Origin of the sequence: Schleiferia thermophila (genome assembly GCF_003337435.1) — a bacterium.
Classification (GTDB): domain Bacteria; phylum Bacteroidota; class Bacteroidia; order Flavobacteriales; family Schleiferiaceae; genus Schleiferia; species Schleiferia thermophila.
Map to the genome: position 1 here is coordinate 209202 of NZ_QPJS01000001.1, position 16098 is coordinate 225299.

9 protein-coding genes are annotated in these 16098 nt (G+C 42.2%); 4 read left to right on the forward strand and 5 right to left on the reverse strand.

Going from position 1 to position 16098, the window contains the following annotated elements:
- Positions 1 to 38: 38 nt before the first annotated feature.
- The 5 genes from DES35_RS00980 to rplM all read right to left on the reverse strand — a co-directional run bounded on the left by DES35_RS00980 (position 39) and on the right by rplM (position 5418).
- Entirely contained in the window at positions 39 to 2456 is a 2418-nt protein-coding gene (locus DES35_RS00980; protein WP_114365554.1) for a TonB-dependent receptor, read from the reverse strand.
- A gap of 309 nt (positions 2457 to 2765) precedes the next feature.
- Positions 2766 to 3587 carry a translation elongation factor Ts gene (gene tsf / locus DES35_RS00985; protein WP_114365555.1) on the reverse strand — a complete coding sequence of 274 codons (822 nt, stop codon included), beginning with the start codon at positions 3585 to 3587 and terminating at the stop codon, positions 2766 to 2768.
- Between the two features lie 105 nt (positions 3588 to 3692).
- The gene (gene rpsB, locus DES35_RS00990; protein WP_114365556.1) at positions 3693 to 4463 is read right to left on the reverse strand and encodes a 30S ribosomal protein S2; all 771 of its coding nucleotides are present in this window, start codon (positions 4461 to 4463) and stop codon (positions 3693 to 3695) included.
- Positions 4464 to 4574: 111 nt separating this feature from the next.
- Positions 4575 to 4961 carry a 30S ribosomal protein S9 gene (gene rpsI, locus DES35_RS00995; protein WP_114365557.1) on the reverse strand — a complete coding sequence of 129 codons (387 nt, stop codon included), beginning with the start codon at positions 4959 to 4961 and terminating at the stop codon, positions 4575 to 4577.
- A gap of 4 nt (positions 4962 to 4965) precedes the next feature.
- Complete coding sequence (gene rplM, locus DES35_RS01000) at positions 4966 to 5418, reverse strand: 50S ribosomal protein L13 (RefSeq protein ID WP_114365558.1); 453 nt, start codon at positions 5416 to 5418, stop codon at positions 4966 to 4968.
- A 241-nt stretch (positions 5419 to 5659) separates the two neighbouring features.
- Here rplM and gpmI point away from each other — a divergent pair, with 241 nt between their 5' ends.
- The 4 genes from gpmI (at position 5660) to DES35_RS01020 (ending at position 16023) form a co-directional block, all read left to right on the forward strand.
- Entirely contained in the window at positions 5660 to 7195 is a 1536-nt protein-coding gene (gpmI, locus tag DES35_RS01005; RefSeq protein ID WP_114365559.1) for a 2,3-bisphosphoglycerate-independent phosphoglycerate mutase, read from the forward strand.
- A 2-nt stretch (positions 7196 to 7197) separates the two neighbouring features.
- Positions 7198 to 7623, forward strand: a complete 426-nt coding sequence (locus DES35_RS01010; protein ID WP_037357752.1) for a BT0820 family HAD-type phosphatase — start codon at positions 7198 to 7200, stop codon at positions 7621 to 7623.
- A gap of 9 nt (positions 7624 to 7632) precedes the next feature.
- Positions 7633 to 8418 carry a type I methionyl aminopeptidase gene (map, locus tag DES35_RS01015; RefSeq protein ID WP_114365560.1) on the forward strand — a complete coding sequence of 262 codons (786 nt, stop codon included), beginning with the start codon at positions 7633 to 7635 and terminating at the stop codon, positions 8416 to 8418.
- A gap of 102 nt (positions 8419 to 8520) precedes the next feature.
- Positions 8521 to 16023, forward strand: a complete 7503-nt coding sequence (locus tag DES35_RS01020; RefSeq protein WP_114365561.1) for a GEVED domain-containing protein — start codon at positions 8521 to 8523, stop codon at positions 16021 to 16023.
- Positions 16024 to 16098 lie beyond the last annotated feature (75 nt).

Sequence of the window (16098 nt, forward strand, 5' to 3'; positions counted from 1 at the left end):
GACTCATTGAGTCGGGATTTTTAGCCAATCTTTTCCCTTTACAAATGAATGGTGGCATTTAGCAAAAAGTTTTGCGTAGCCTGGGGGAAAAAATAGGCAGTTCCATCAAACACATATCCGTTGGATGCATAGAGGTTTGAAAAAATGTTGTTGATAAACAGATTCAACGTAAATTCTCTGCACCAAGTGACAGGAATCCGACCAGAGATGCGTATGTCAGTCACATGGTAGGGATTTAAACTAAGTGCCAAATCGCCGGTGTTGTCCAGGTATTGTCTACCTACAAACCGATGAATCAGCGCTGCATTGAAGTAATTTGAAAAATACCTTGTGATGCCCCCTTGAACAATTTCGCCGGCTGATAGAGCAATGGGGGTGTTTCCAAGTGAGGTAATCAAAGTGTCGTTGACAGGTTCTTTCCAGTCAATATTGATGTGTCTGGAAAGTGCAAGGTTGGCAAAAATCTCCCATTTGCCGGTCCTGTAATTTCCAACGAACTCGATTCCCGTGCGATAACTCCTACCTACATTCTTTCTCAATGCGAATCCTACATCCGAAAATTCGCCGGTGACGACCAACTGATTAAAATAGTCCATGTAGTAAGCATTGGCTTCGAGGGTCAAATTGCTTTTAGAAATCCTAGTACCCAGTTCGTAATTGATGAGAGTTTCGGGCTGAGGTAGGTCTTCGTTTTCTAGATAGTCCCTTCTAGCTGGCTCTCTGTTGGCCACAGCTATTGAAGCATATGCTTCCACAGTAGGTGATAGTTTATATAATATACCTGCCTTTGGATTGAAAAAGTCAAGTCTGTCGTCGATGCTTATATTTCGTAGATTTCTGTCGATACCTTGACCGACATAGGTCACAGCTCTATACTGAAGGTCACCGTAGAAGAAAAGATGTTCTGAATACTGGTAGTCAGCTCTGACATATGATGTAAAATCCCGTTTCCTCGCATCGTTAAAGTAAAATCTTTGATATGGTGCCAATTCACCTGAATATCGCGCCCAGAGAATCTCACCAAAATGGTCTCCTATGTAGTTGTAGTACGACACTCCTCCGACCACATTCCATCCACCCGAATGGTATCTTATATTGGCTGTTCCCACATAGAGGTCATTGTCAAGCCAAAGCCTGCGTATCAGATCAGTTCTTCTTATGGTATCCGTTCCGGAGACCATTGGTGGAAGGTTGTATCGGTTCAGTCGGTCGTTTTGGCGAAATTGTTCATAGAATCCGGCTCCTTTCGTATAATTTCCTGTAATTTGAAGCGTCCAGGATGGATTAAACGTATGTCTTAAATGAAGCTGAAAGTGCTGCTGACCGTAATTATCCACTTCATCTCTGTAAAAATCAATGACTTCTCCATCAGGGCCAAATTTGGCACCGGCGAAATTAAATCTTCTGCCTAATGTGCTGATGGATGCACTGTCGAGGCCATACCATGCCTGATAGGTGATTTCCCTGCCACCAAATGTAACTAATTTAAATGAGGTCTTTTTACCCAGCCAATTGAGGTTAAACATCCAGGATTGCAGATCGCTGGAGGCTCGGTCCATATATCCATCACTTTGAATACGGGAGATTCTTCCATCCAGTGACCAGCGATTCAGAAGTATTCCGGTGCCAAATAGTGCACTCAATCTTCTTGTATTGAAACTGCCTCCGCCTAATATAATCTTAGCAAATGGGTCTTTTTCAGCTTCATTGGTTTCGATATTTATGCTTGCCCCAAAAGCTCCGGGGCCATTTACTGAAGTTCCTACACCTCTTTGAATTTGGATGGAATTGACTGACGAAATCAAATCCGGCATGTTTACCCAGAAGACCCCTTGGCTTTCGGCGTCGTTGATCGTCACCCCATTGATGGTTACATTAATTCTCGTAGGATCACTGCCTCTGATCCGAAGTCCAGTATACCCGATGCCTGCTCCAGCATCCGAAAAGGATACCACACCAGGTACATTTTCCAAGGCCACCGGAATGTCGCGTCCATCGTTGAGCTTAGTGATTTGTTCGCCATCTAGTTTGGTTTGAGTTACGGGGGTGGTGCTCAGTGCTCTGTAAGCCAGTACATCCACGGGATTTAGTTGTGTGGCCAATGCCTCCAGCAGAATGGTGATATCTCCTTCAGACCAGGCAATATCAACTTTTTTGGTACTATATCCATCTGCTTCCAGGATGACTGTCGCTTTGCTGAAAAGTCTTGTCAAACAGACTTTGCCGACATGATCTGATGGCAGTCGCTCTCCGGTAGATGGGACGAAAACTGATACACCCTCTAAAGGTTGACCGGAAGAGGCATCTTTGATTGCAAGACACAGACCTGATTGACCTTGTGCTTTCAGGAGAGAACCGAAAAACAGGGCTAAAAGAAGTGCCCATGCCCTTATAGAAAGGGCCACAGTAGATATACCTGATATCCACTGCACACTGTACCGTTGTAACTTTCTCATGATTAATTATTTAAATTAATCACAAGTAACAGGGGCGGTTACCCGTGTGCATCACTTGTAAAAGAACCATGACTCCCTTGGCAGCATTACCTGCCCAGGTTCAATGGGTGTAATCTCAGCCAAGGTATCGCGCGCCTACCTTAGCACCCCTTAAGATTCGCCGACAAAGCTATGTTGGTTAAGCGAATGTTTATCGGTAAATTTTTTAAACAAAAAGTAAAAACATTTTTTTAAAATATCAAAATAAAAAAACCGCCTTTTGTTCTGGGAATAAGGCGGTTTTATTTTCGTGAACGGACTTCTGCAGAATTATCCTAAAGCTATTCTTTTAAATCCGGTAACTGTGAGTCCTTTATGAACAGTTTCTAAATATTGAGCAACGGTCATTTTACCCTCTTTCATAAATTCTTGTTCCAGGAGTGTATTTTCAGCAAAGAATTTTCCAAGGCGGCCTTGAGCGATTTTTTCTATCATATTTTCAGGCTTTCCTTCCTGACGTGCAAGTTCTTTTCCTATTTCCAATTCGCGATCAATGATCTCCTGGGGTACTGAATTTCTGTCGAGGGCCATTGGATTCATTGCTGCTACCTGCATGGCGATGTCTTTGGCAGCTTCCGGAGCAGGTGCTGACAGTGCAACGAGCACTGCTATTTTTTTGTTGTGATGAATATAGGAGGCCACATAAGTGCCGTGAAGAGTAGCATACCCTACAAGATCGATTTTTTCTCCAATTACTCCTGTTTGCTCGATGAGCTTATCTGCCACAGTTAGATTTTCATAGGGGAGGTTTTTTAAAGATTCCACATCTGAAGGTCTATGTGCAATAGCGATATCCAGGATGCTCTGGGTTAATTGTACAAATCCATCGTTTTTAGCCACAAAGTCTGTTTCGCATCCCAGTGCTACAATAGCTCCGAAGGTATTTTCAGAATTGATTGCCGCCAAAGCACATCCCTCTGAGGTAGTTCTGTCTGCTCTGTTGGCAGCTACTTTTTGTCCCTTTTTTCTAAGGATATCAATAGCTTTTTCAACATCGCCCTCTGCTTCCATAAGGGCTTTTTTACAATCCATCATTCCAGCCCCGGTGATTTTCCGAAGGTTATTAACGTCAGCAGCTGTTATGTTTGTCATTTCAATTAATTGATTTATAGGTTATTACTAAGAAAATAAGGGCAAAGTTAGCTTTTGCCCTTACGGATATGGTTAGTCGAATGTTAAGTTTAGCAGGCAGCTCATTTAGTCTTCATCAGAAACTGCCATTTTTGAAGCTTTCTTGGCTACTTTTTCAGTAGCTCCTTTGTCTTTGTCGGATTTTCTCTCATTTAATCCCTCCAACATATATGTTCTTATGTATTCGAGAATTTTTGCGATTGCCTTTGATGAATCATCATTACCGGGAATCGGAAAATCCACTTCGTAGGGATTTGTATTTGTATCTACTATGGCGAATACCGGGATGTTTAGCTTATGAGCTTCGCTTACGGCAATATGTTCTCTGTTGATATCAACGACAAATAGAGCAGCTGGTAATCGGGTCATTTCGGCAATTGATCCCAGGTTTTTCTCCAGCTTGGCCCTTAGACGCTCCACTTGCAATCGTTCTCTTTTTGAAAGAGTATCAAAGGTGCCATCGGCTTTCATCCGGTCGATGTTGGCCATTTTTTTCACTGCTTTTCGGATGGTAACGAAATTGGTGAGCATCCCTCCTGGCCAGCGTTCTGTGATGTAAGGCATGTTCAGCTCGGTAGCGAGTGCCGTTACGGCCTCTTTGGCCTGTTTTTTAGTAGCAACAAAAAGTATTTTCTTTCCTCCGGAAACCAGTTTTTTTAGCGCTTCACCAGCTTGTTCAAGTTTTTGAACTGACTTGTACAAATCGATGATGTGAATTCCATTGCGCTCCATAAAAATGTAGGGAGCCATTGCCGGATTCCATTTGCGGGTGAGGTGTCCGAAGTGCACGCCGGCTTCGAGCAACTCTTTTACTACTTCTTCGTGATTGAGATTCATTTATGGAGATTGATTATTGGTTATTTACTTTCCTTTAACTAAGCAGCAAGCTTAGCAACTTCGGGGTAGCGTTGAATTCCGGTCCCTGAAGTTTGGATGCTAAACACCCTGTTATCTTTTGGAGAATTGAAATCTTTTCCGGGCTTTTTTCTGGCCGTATTTTTTTCTTTCTACCATTCTGGGATCTCTGGTGAGTAAGCCTTCTGCTTTTAAAATCGGACGATATTCTGGGTTGATACTGCATAGTGCTCTGCTGAGCCCATGGCGCACTGCTTCAGCCTGACCTGTTATGCCTCCGCCTTGTACGTTTACTTTAATGTCAAACGCATCTGCGGTGTTTGTAAGTTTAAGGGGCTGTAGCACTTTGGATTGAAGGATCATTGTAGTAAAGAAATCCTTCAAATCACGACCATTAAGAGTAATTTTTCCTGTACCTTCTTTTACAAAAACTCTGGCTACGGCTGTTTTTCTGCGGCCTATTGCATGTGTCATAGACATATTGTTAAATCCATTCGTTAATGTTCAAAACTTCTGGTTTTTGGGCTTCATGGTTGTGCTCAGCCCCTGCATATACTTTAACATTTCTAAAAAGGTCACGCCCCAACTTATTTTTTGGAAGCATTCCTTTCAATGCCAATTCGACCACTCGTGTAGGATTTTTCGACATAAGTTCTTTTGGACTGCGGTGATATTGCCCCCCGGGATAGCCTGTGTGAAATACATATTCCTTGTCTGTCAACTTATTGCCAGAAAGTGCTACCTTATCTGCATTTATAATTATTACATGGTCCCCACAATTGATATGTGGAGTGAAGGAAGGCTTATGTTTTCCGCGCGCTATTTTCGCCACTACAGAAACTAACCTGCCTAAAGTAAGGCCAGTGGCATCGACTATGTACCATTTCTTTTCTAAATTGGGCGCCACAGAAACGGTTTTATAACTTATTGTATCCACTTTGCTCGGATTTATAATCGTTTAAACATAATAATTTCTTCCCCTAAAAACGGGCTGCAAAAGTAATTCATTTTTTAATATTACAAATCCTCTTGAATTATTTTATGTTGCATTACTGTGATTTAAGATTTTATAAGTGTTTGTCCTTTGTGCCAATAAACACTTGAAGAAGGCACAATTGAGCCAGTCATTTCTTTTGTGTGAAAAAATGTATCATCAGGTCAATCTATCTTTGCGGCCTATGAGCGCAAAAGTTTTACTCTGCATTTTAGATGGGTGGGGCTTAACTACAGATCCCGAAAAATCAGCCATCCACAAAGCCCATACACCATTTATCGATAGTCTCTACAAGCGCTTTCCAAATGCTACTTTGAAAACATCCGGACTGGATGTAGGCTTACCGGATGGACAAATGGGAAACAGCGAGGTAGGCCATATGAACCTGGGAGCAGGTAGGGTGGTGTACCAAGACCTGGTGAAAATTTCACTGGCACTACAAGACGGGACTCTTGCTTCCAATGAGGTTTTGAAAAAGGCTTTTTTATATCTGAATGAAAATCCTGATCAAACACTTCATTTCATTGGCTTACTCAGCGATGGAGGCATTCATTCTCACATTGACCATTTACTTGGTTTATTGGAAATTTCATCAAATGCGGGCATAAAAAATTTGGCCGTTCATGCATTTACCGATGGTCGTGATACGGACCCTAAGTCTGGCGTGAGATATATACGCAAATTGCTCGAAAAGCTCTCTGAAACCGGTGGAAGGTTATCAACCATCGTCGGCAGATATTACGCAATGGACAGAGACAAACGATGGGAACGGATAAAAGTTGCTTACGACGCTATGGTAAATGGAGTTGGAAAGTTTGCCAACTCACCTTTGGATGCTGTAGAAGAAGAATATAAAAATGGTCTTACAGATGAATTTTTAAAGCCGATTATTGTGGCTGAAAGTGCTGAAAAAGCCGTAAAAATCAAAAATGGTGATGTGGTCATTAATTTTAACTTCCGCACTGACCGGGGAAGACAGATTACTACAGTACTAACGCAGCAAAACTTTCCCGATTATCAGATGAGCACACTTCGTCTTAAATATATAACACTTACTAGATACGACGATACATTTAAAAATGTAGAGGTTTTATTTGAGAAAGATAATCTCAGTATGACATTGGGTGAAGTTTTGGAGTTGCATGGCAGGGGTCAAATCAGAATAGCTGAGACTGAAAAGTATCCACATGTTACCTTTTTTTTCTCTGGAGGAAGGGAAGAGCCTTTTAAAGGCGAGCGTAGAATATTGATACCATCTCCAAAAGTACCTACTTACGATTTGAAACCCGAAATGAGTGCTTTTGAAGTTACAGAGGCCATTTTACCAGAAATTGAAGGTAAAACAGCTGATTTTATTTGCCTAAATTTCGCAAATCCGGATATGGTTGGGCATACAGGTGTGATGGAAGCAGCAATTAAAGCCTGTGAAACAGTGGACCAATGTACCAGGACTGTGGTAATTAAAGCCCTGGACAACGGATATACCACTATAGTATTGGCCGACCATGGCAATGCCGAGTACATGGTCAATCCTGATGGCAGTCCTAATACTGCGCATACCACTAATCCGGTCCCAATATTTCTATGTGAGCCAAAGCAAAAACACTTAGTTTATGATGGAAGATTAGGAGATGTAGCTCCTACAATCCTGCATTTGATGGGATTGCCTGTCCCTGAAGAAATGACCGGTAACATTCTTGTTAAAGAAATATCCAATTAGCAATGTTTAGAAAAGATTCCAAAATCATTGCAATTGATTTTGATGGTACAATAGTCGAAGATAAATATCCTGAAATAGGAAAACCCCTTGTTTTTGCTTTTGAAACCCTGAAAAAATTGCAAGCTGACGGACATAGACTCATTTTGTGGACTTACAGGACAGGGGCCAGATTGGAAGAAGCAGTGGAATTCTGTAGAAAAAATGGTATAGAGTTTTATGCCGTCAACAAATCGTATCCAGAAGAAAAGTTTGATGAACTGCAAACTTCCCGCAAAATTCACGCTGACCTGTTTATTGACGACAGAAATTTTGGAGGTTTTCCCGGTTGGGGGGTTATTTATCAAAATCTCTACGGCAGCGAAGAGGATATAGAAACGATATTAAACCGCTCCAAAAAGTCAATTTTTTCCAAATTGTTTGGCAAATAAAAACTATTAATGATTTATCTGAAAACCGAAGAAGAAATTGAACTCATAAGACAAGCTGCACTCCTTGTGAGCAAAACGTTAGGACTTCTGGCAAGCGAGATTAAACCCGGAATTACACCATTACACCTTGATAAACTAGCTGAAGAATTCATTCGCGACAATGGAGGAATTCCAGCATTTTTGGGATTATACAAATTTCCCAACACCCTCTGCATAAGTGTCAACGAAGTGGTGGTCCATGGAATTCCGGGTAATAAACCATTCCAAGAAGGCGATATCGTATCAATTGATTGCGGAGTCAATTTAAATGGATATATGGGCGATCATGCCTATACTTTTATGGTTGGAGAAGTAAGAGAAGAAACAAAAAAACTCCTCCAGGTCACCCTAGAATGTCTCTATCTCGGTATTGAGCAATGCAAGGCCGGCAATAGAATCGGCGACATTGGATTTGCAATACAAAGTCACGCCGAAAAACACGGATATGGAGTTGTACGAGAACTCGTTGGACATGGACTCGGCAAACAACTACACGAAGACCCTCAGGTTCCTAATTACGGAAAACGCGGCAAGGGAAAAAAGATCGAAAACGGATTGGTCGTGGCCATTGAGCCTATGATTAATTTGGGCACTTATCGAGTGTTGCAATTATCAGATAAATGGAGTATCGTAACTGCTGATGGCCTTCCTTCGGCACACTTCGAACACAATGTCGCAGTCATCGATGGCAAACCCGAAATACTTTCTACATTCCAATATATTTATGACGCTCTTGGTAAAGACCCATTGCAGTAGCTTTTCAAAAATTAACATTATGCTTGCATAATAATTATAAAAATTTTTCTTCCTGATTTCCTAATTTGGCAGTTACATTTGTGTAACAAATCATGACCAAATATGAAAAACAATTACTTTGGAGTATCTATCAGGGCATTTTTCTTTTTGATAGGTCTTTTAACGCTGAGCAATCATGTGCGGGCACAGACCTATTGCATTCCTACCAGTTCTTGTGCTTCCGGTGATCAAATTGATAATTTTTCTACTACCGGTGGAGTGACCAATATTAGCAATCTCAACTCCGGTTGTTCGCCAAATGCATATCAGTTTTTTTCAAATCAAATTGTGACCGCCCTTCCAGGCACTCAAATCAATTTTACTGTCCAGTCAGGGCCAAGTTGGTCACAAGGCTTCAGAATTTGGGCAGACTGGAATAACGATGGTGATTTTAACGACCCCGGTGAAGACTTGTGGAATTCGGTAACCTGGGCAACTACCCCATTTTCCGGAAACTTTACCATCCCTGTGGGCACACCTCCGGGAAATATCCGGTTAAGAGTCAGATGTAATTACGTAGCTGTACCTTCAGATCCATGTGCAGCTCAAACTTTTGGAGAAACGGAAGACTATGTCATAAATGTACTGCCGACTTCACCCTGTACCTCACCTCCTCCGGTAGCCACTACCGTGGCTTCCGATACTTCAGTTTGTCCGGGGGCAACTGTCAATTTTTCGTTGGCCAATATCACATTTGGTGCCGGTCAGACCTATCAATGGCAGTCTGCATCTTCATCTACCGGTCCCTGGACGGATATTACCGGTGCTACTTCACCTTTTTACTCTCAGGCTGTTTCCACTACGACTTGGTTTAGATGTAATGTTACCTGCGGTTCGGCCACGACTGCCTCCACACCGAGACAGGTTGTCGCATCAGGTAATGTTTTTAGCGGCACATATACAATTAATCCAAATGGCACCGGAGCGACCAATTTTATATCTTTCACAGCTCTGGCCAATGCCTTGGCCTGTGGAACCGTAACAGGCCCCGTTACCATCAATGTAGTACCCAACTCCGGACCCTATAACGAGCAGATTGTTTTGCCCTTTGTTCCAGGAACCTCCCCAACAAATAAAATCGTCATCAACGGAAACAATAACATACTCCAATTCAACGCCATCGATGGAAATAACAGACATACCATCGAGCTCAATGGTGCAAAACACTTTGAATTTAACAATCTGCAGATACTTTCTACAGGGGCTACATTTGGGCATGCACTTGAATTTAGAAACAGTGCCGACTCCAATAAATTTACAGGATGTGTCATCGGGCATGCTGATATCGAAAACACATCCTTTTCAACAGGTGCAATAGTTTTTACCAATTTAAAGACTACTTCTACAGGCCAAGGTAACAATGGTAACTTTAATGAATTTGTCAACAACACCATCCAGGGTGGCTATTACACTATATCCTTGAATGGAACATCAACCACTCCAAATATAGGAAACAAATTCATTAACAACATCATCCGAGAAAGTTATATATATACTGTGTATGGGGCAAATACTGAAGATCTCGTATTTGAAGGAAATGAGTTTCGTAGAACTGACAGAAATTCTCTGACGACTTGTTATTACATGTATTTCTGGTCTTCATTTAACAGAGGCCTTCGAATTGTTGGCAATAAATTTCATGCACCTTTTGCCCAAAATACATTATCGACCCTGTCTTTTTACGGAATATGGTTATCAGCGGCATCTGATGATACATCAAAAATTAACCTTATTGCCAACAATGTCTTCTACAACATTCGTACTAATGGTCTGGCGTATACAATTTATCATACTGCATCACAGGGAAATACAGACTATGTGCACAATACAATTTCTGTCAACAACCCTCAGTCTACGTCAGCATCAGCAAACCGACTTGTATTTATAAGTACAACACCCGCTAATCTGCGAATAGTAAACAATGTGTTCACTTGTAACAGAGGTGGATCCGGACAAAACCATTTGATTTATCTTTCAAGCAGTACGTACACCCCTATCATCAATCACAATGTTTATTTCATAGACACGATTGGCGCGTCAAATTTCATTGGCTTCAGAGGCACAAACGTCAAAACCTGGAGCAACTGGCAATCCGTAGCCTCAGGAGCTTTTGATCAAAACGGAGCATATGCCAATCCAATTTATGAAAATGAAAATGCAGGAAACTTGAGACCGATCAACCCTGTAATCAATAACATTGGATTGAATCTCACCTCTATAGTTCCAGTCGACATCAATAATGTAACAAGGTCATCCACTCCCGACCCTGGTGCTTATGAATTTACACCCCTCCCGGGAGTTGATGCTGTGCTAACAGCATTTATCTCGCCAGTACCTGGTAGTGGATGCTCGGGTAACATTGCTGCTTCCGTAAATTTGAGTAACTACGGCCAAACTACACTTACCTATGCCAGAATTCAGTGGTCAGTAAATGGTGTGTTACAATCACCTGTTGCCTTTACTGGCAGTATTCCCACTGCAGCAAATCAGGTAGTTTCTCTTGGTACTTTCCCGGTAGTAGCTAATCAGACCTACAATTTGGTTGCTTATGTCGACAGTGTGGCACCTGGTACAGATGCCAATCCTTCAAATGATACGACTTCCACCACCTATCAGACAAGCGGATTATCAGGGGTTTATACCATAAATGCCGGCCAGCCTGCTTCTGCCACTAACTTTCAATCATTCAATGCTTTGGCTTCTGCTCTCAACACATTTGGTGTCTGTGGTCCAGTCACTGTTAATGTCGTTGCAGCTTCTGGTCCTTACAACGAACAAGTTCAATTCAATCAGGTCATAGGCGCCAGCCCTGTGAACAGGATCACAATCAATGGCAATGGCGATACTATCAAATTTGATGCGACAAGCAGCGCTTCGAATTATGTGATCAGACTTAACGGAGCTGACTTCTTTACCATCGATAGCTTAAACATAGTTGCAACGAATGCTTCAAACAGCTGGGCACTGCATCTGACCAATGGTGCAGATCACAATATCATTCGCAAGTGTCAGATTCTGTGTCCAATAAACACCACCTTCAACAATGTCGCTATAGTCATTTCTGGTAGTAATACCAGTTCTACAACGTATGGACCATCAGGCAACTACAACCTTATTGAAAATAACACGATAATAGGTGGTTATTATGGTATTACCTTAATGGGTCTTAGCTCCGCATTGGGAGGTGAAGTATTAGGAAATAAAATTCTGAATAACAAATTTTTAGATTTCTATTTATATGGACTGTATGCGGCCTCTCATGACAGCCTTGAAGTAAGTGGTAATGAATTTGCTCAACCCACCCGGACAACATTCTCTACCTATTACGGAATATTTTTAGCAGGTGCTATCCGCAACTCCAGAATAATCGGTAATTTGATTCATCAAATCTATTGGGGAGCAACTACACCTCCTACTAGCAGTGTATATCCTATTTATATTTCCGCTCTTAATAGTCCCGGAAATTGGAATGTACTAGCCAACAATATTGTTAAAGATATCAGGAGTAATGGACTTATTTATGGTCTTTACTTCTTGTCATCCAGCAATTACTGGAAAGTGTATCACAATACCTTTGCCATCTATACGCCGACCTCTACCACAGGTTCAGCTACTCGTGTTATTTGGCATTCAACAGCCAACGACAGTATCCGATACTTCAACAACCTAATTTATCTCATGAGGGGCGGATCTGGGCAAAAGCATGTCTTTTATTTGAACAATGCTTCTAGCCGTCCCTTAATCAATCACAATGCCTACTTCATCCATGATTCTGTTGGTACCAACTATTTCTTTGGATGGAGGGGATCCAATGTCAACACATTTTCAGACTGGCAGAGCCTGGCTAGCAATGCCTTTGACCAACAAGGAAGATATGCCAATCCAAATTTCGTCAATCTTTGGGCAGGTAATGTTCAGCCAACCAATGTGCTTTTTAATGGAATGGGAGCAAATCTCTCCGCATGGGTGCCTACCGATTTCTTTGGAGTCCCAAGAGGAGCATTTCCGGATGCCGGGGCGATCGAATTTAATCCACCTCCCGGTCCAGATCCTGCTATAGTATCCTTCCTTCAGCCGACTGGAGCTATCTGTGATACATTCGCCACAGCTCAGGTTCAGATAGCCAACCTTGGCCTAGATACAGTAACTTCTCTTACAATTGGTTGGACTGTAGATAACGTTCCTCAAACACCCGTATCATGGACTGGAATATTAGCCAGCTCTCAATCGGTTAATATTACACTTGGTACTTTCAATATACCCGCCAATGCCACCGTAGATCTGACTGCCACCATCACAGCCAGTGGCCCTGGTGTAGATACAGATCCATCCAACAATACCTTGAACAAAAACGGTGTTCGTAGAAGCTTGCAAGGTACCTACACCATAAATGCTTTCTCAGCACCCTCTGCCACCAACTTCCCAAGTTTTACCGATTTTGCTTCAACTCTTAATCAGGTGGGAGTTTGCGGTCCGATAACCGTTAATGTTGTGACCGGTTCAGGCCCATACACAGAGCAAGTATATTTTAAAACAATTCCAAACTCCTCCCCAGCCAATACGGTAACACTGAAAGGCAACGGTGAAACCATCTCCTTTAATTCGACCAATACCGACAAAAGAGCCATTATTGGTTTTGAAGGTACCAAAAACTTTGTCATCGACTCGCTCAACATAGTTTCCAACGGCACAACCTCTCAATTTGCCACAGGAGTATTTATCACAGGAAATGCAGAAAACATCACCATTAAAAATTGTTCGATCGTGATGCCCAACAATTTTACCAATCTCAATTACAATGGTATCATCGCCAGCGGAGTCGAATCCAGTGTTACAGCAATTGGAAAGGTGTGTGACAGAATTACTATTGAAAACAATTTCATCTCCGGAGGCTACAATAATATTTACATCGGAGGTAATACTGTAGCTGCAGGTCCATATGTTGTAGGATTAAAAATCAACAACAATGTATTGGCAGACGCCTACATCTATGGTATCTTCCTTCGGGGTGTAGATAGTCTTGAGATACATGGCAATGATTTACATAGATTGAACAGGCAAACGGTTACTACCTATTATGGAATCTATGTTACCAATGAAATCAGAAATTCCAAGATCACCAACAACCGAATAAGAAATACACATGCATCTGCAAGTTCACTGACAGGATCTGTGTTTGGGTTTTATAATTTTACATCTACTGGAAATCCAAATAATCGTAACCTTTTTGCCAACAACTGGATGTATGGTTGGGAAAACACAGGATTCAATTACGGATTTTACCTATCCAGTTCAAGTAACTGGAATGTATATCACAATTCCATTTCAATCGAGCATTCTACCACTGGTACCGGAGGCGAATATCTCATCTACCTACTAGGTACAATGAGCGATATTGATTTCAGAAATAACCTTATTACCAGCAGCCGTCCAACCACAGGAACAAGCTATATGATTTATCAGTCTTCTACTGTAACTAATATTACCTACAACAACAATGCGTACTGGCGACAAACCAATTCAACCAATGCATTTTTCGGTTTTAATGGGACAAACATCAACACTTTTGCAAATTGGCAATCATCTACCGGTAATCCTGATGCAAATAGTCAATTCGGACAACCCTTTTATGTAAATCCAACAGCAAATAACTTTACACCAGGTTCACCACAGTTTAATAACATAGGCGCCAACCTGTTATCCGTAGTTCCTACAGACATAAATGGTATAGCCAGAACAGCAACACCTGATCCGGGAGCGGTTGAATTTGTGCCTCTTCCCTGTACAGGGCCATTCAATTTCGTACTGGTCAGTACAACGCCTACCTCAGCGACTCTCAACTGGGGTAGCTTCGACAACAATCACCAAATTGAGTGGGGACCAGTCGGATTTACTCCCGGTTCATTACAAGGCACATTGATTACCAATATTACGACCAAACCCTACACTGTCACAGGCTTGACATCGAATGTCTGTTACGACATGTATGTTCGTGACAGTTGCGGTCCAAATCAATACAGTCAATGGGTAGGTCCGGTTACTGTGTGTACACCTATCGCTTTCGATGCAAGTTTGGAAGCCCTTGTAAATCCAAAGAATGGTCAGTGTGGAGATAGTGTAATGGATGTAAAAGTAGTAGTACATAATCTCGGAGCCAATACCATCACCAATGTACCGGTAACCTGCCAGATTACCGGTGACATTAATCAGACCTTTAACTCTACCATCAGCTCTTTGGCACCCGGAGCCAGAGATACCGTAACTTTTGGTGCGATTAACGGTTATCAGGGTTTGAGCTTAAACATCCTAAGCTATACCTCTTTGCCAAACGACCAGGTAACCTCTAACGACTCCCTCAACCTGGTAGTATTCATCAAACCCAGAGATCCGGTTGTGTTGCCTTACACCGTTTGCGCCGGTGTCGATACGGTTACACTTATAGCTAAACCAGGACCTGGTCTGCTGTATGAGTGGTATGACCAACCCACCGGAGGTACGCTACTGTCTACATCCGATACGTTTTTTGTACCTTCTATTTCCACCAAAAACGACTACTACCTGCAGTACAAACAAATCTCCGGCGATTCAGCTTCAGCTACCCATGGCCCTCTGATCCAAAGTGCAGGTACATTTATCAATTCTCCGACATCTTTCAGCCCATGTCCCGGAATTCTCAAAATTCCAGTGCCTAATGGAGCTGTTATCGACTCCGTACGGATTTCTTATCAAATTACGGCGACCGGAGGAGGTTGGATTTCTGAGCAACTATCAAGAATCAGAGTAGTGAACAACAATGCAGCAGAGCCTGTAGTAACCGGTCCTTCAATTACAACAGGAGGAACCCAAAACTACAGTAGGACACTTACCATCGCCAATGGACAAATCAATGCAGATACACTGACCCTTGAGTTACATGTTGGCCGTACATGGCCTGATGGAGGTACCGGTCCGTGCAACGATCTGTACCAATTCGTACCAGCTAATACTTTTACAGCTACGGTGTACTATCAAGGTCAGGCATGTTCGCAGGTACGAACACCGGTGATTATTACACCTACTCCCTTGCCTACCGTGTCTTTTACATATAACCAACAGCCAACCAGCTATACAGTAACATTCAACGGTACAGCTACTGATGCTGATTCGGTGCTTTGGGACTTTGCAGGATTGGGCACTGCCAGCACTCTGAATGCAACATTCACCTTCCCTCAGAATGGCTCCTACACGGTTTGCTTCACAGCTTTCAATAGCTGTGGAACTGCTACCAGCTGTGATACACTCGATTTCAAAGTATCTATAGCCGAAAACCTGCTCGGCAGCTTCCTAAAGATCTATCCTAATCCCAACAGTGGAGTATTCGAAGTTACCTTCAGCGACGATCTGGCCTCTATGCCCGTGGAAATAGTCGATCTTACCGGAAAAGTAGTGTATCGGAATGAATGGATTAGCGCCGGCGGATACTTCAAAGAGGTCATCAAACTTAACAATATAGCAGCAGGTACATACATGATACGTGTGTACTCATCTGCAGGTGTCATCAACCGTAAGGTGGTCATCGGAAAATAACATCGAGGACTCTTATTCAACCATCTACATCAAAACCTGTCTGCAGCCTTCTGCAGACAGGTTTTTGATTTTCTT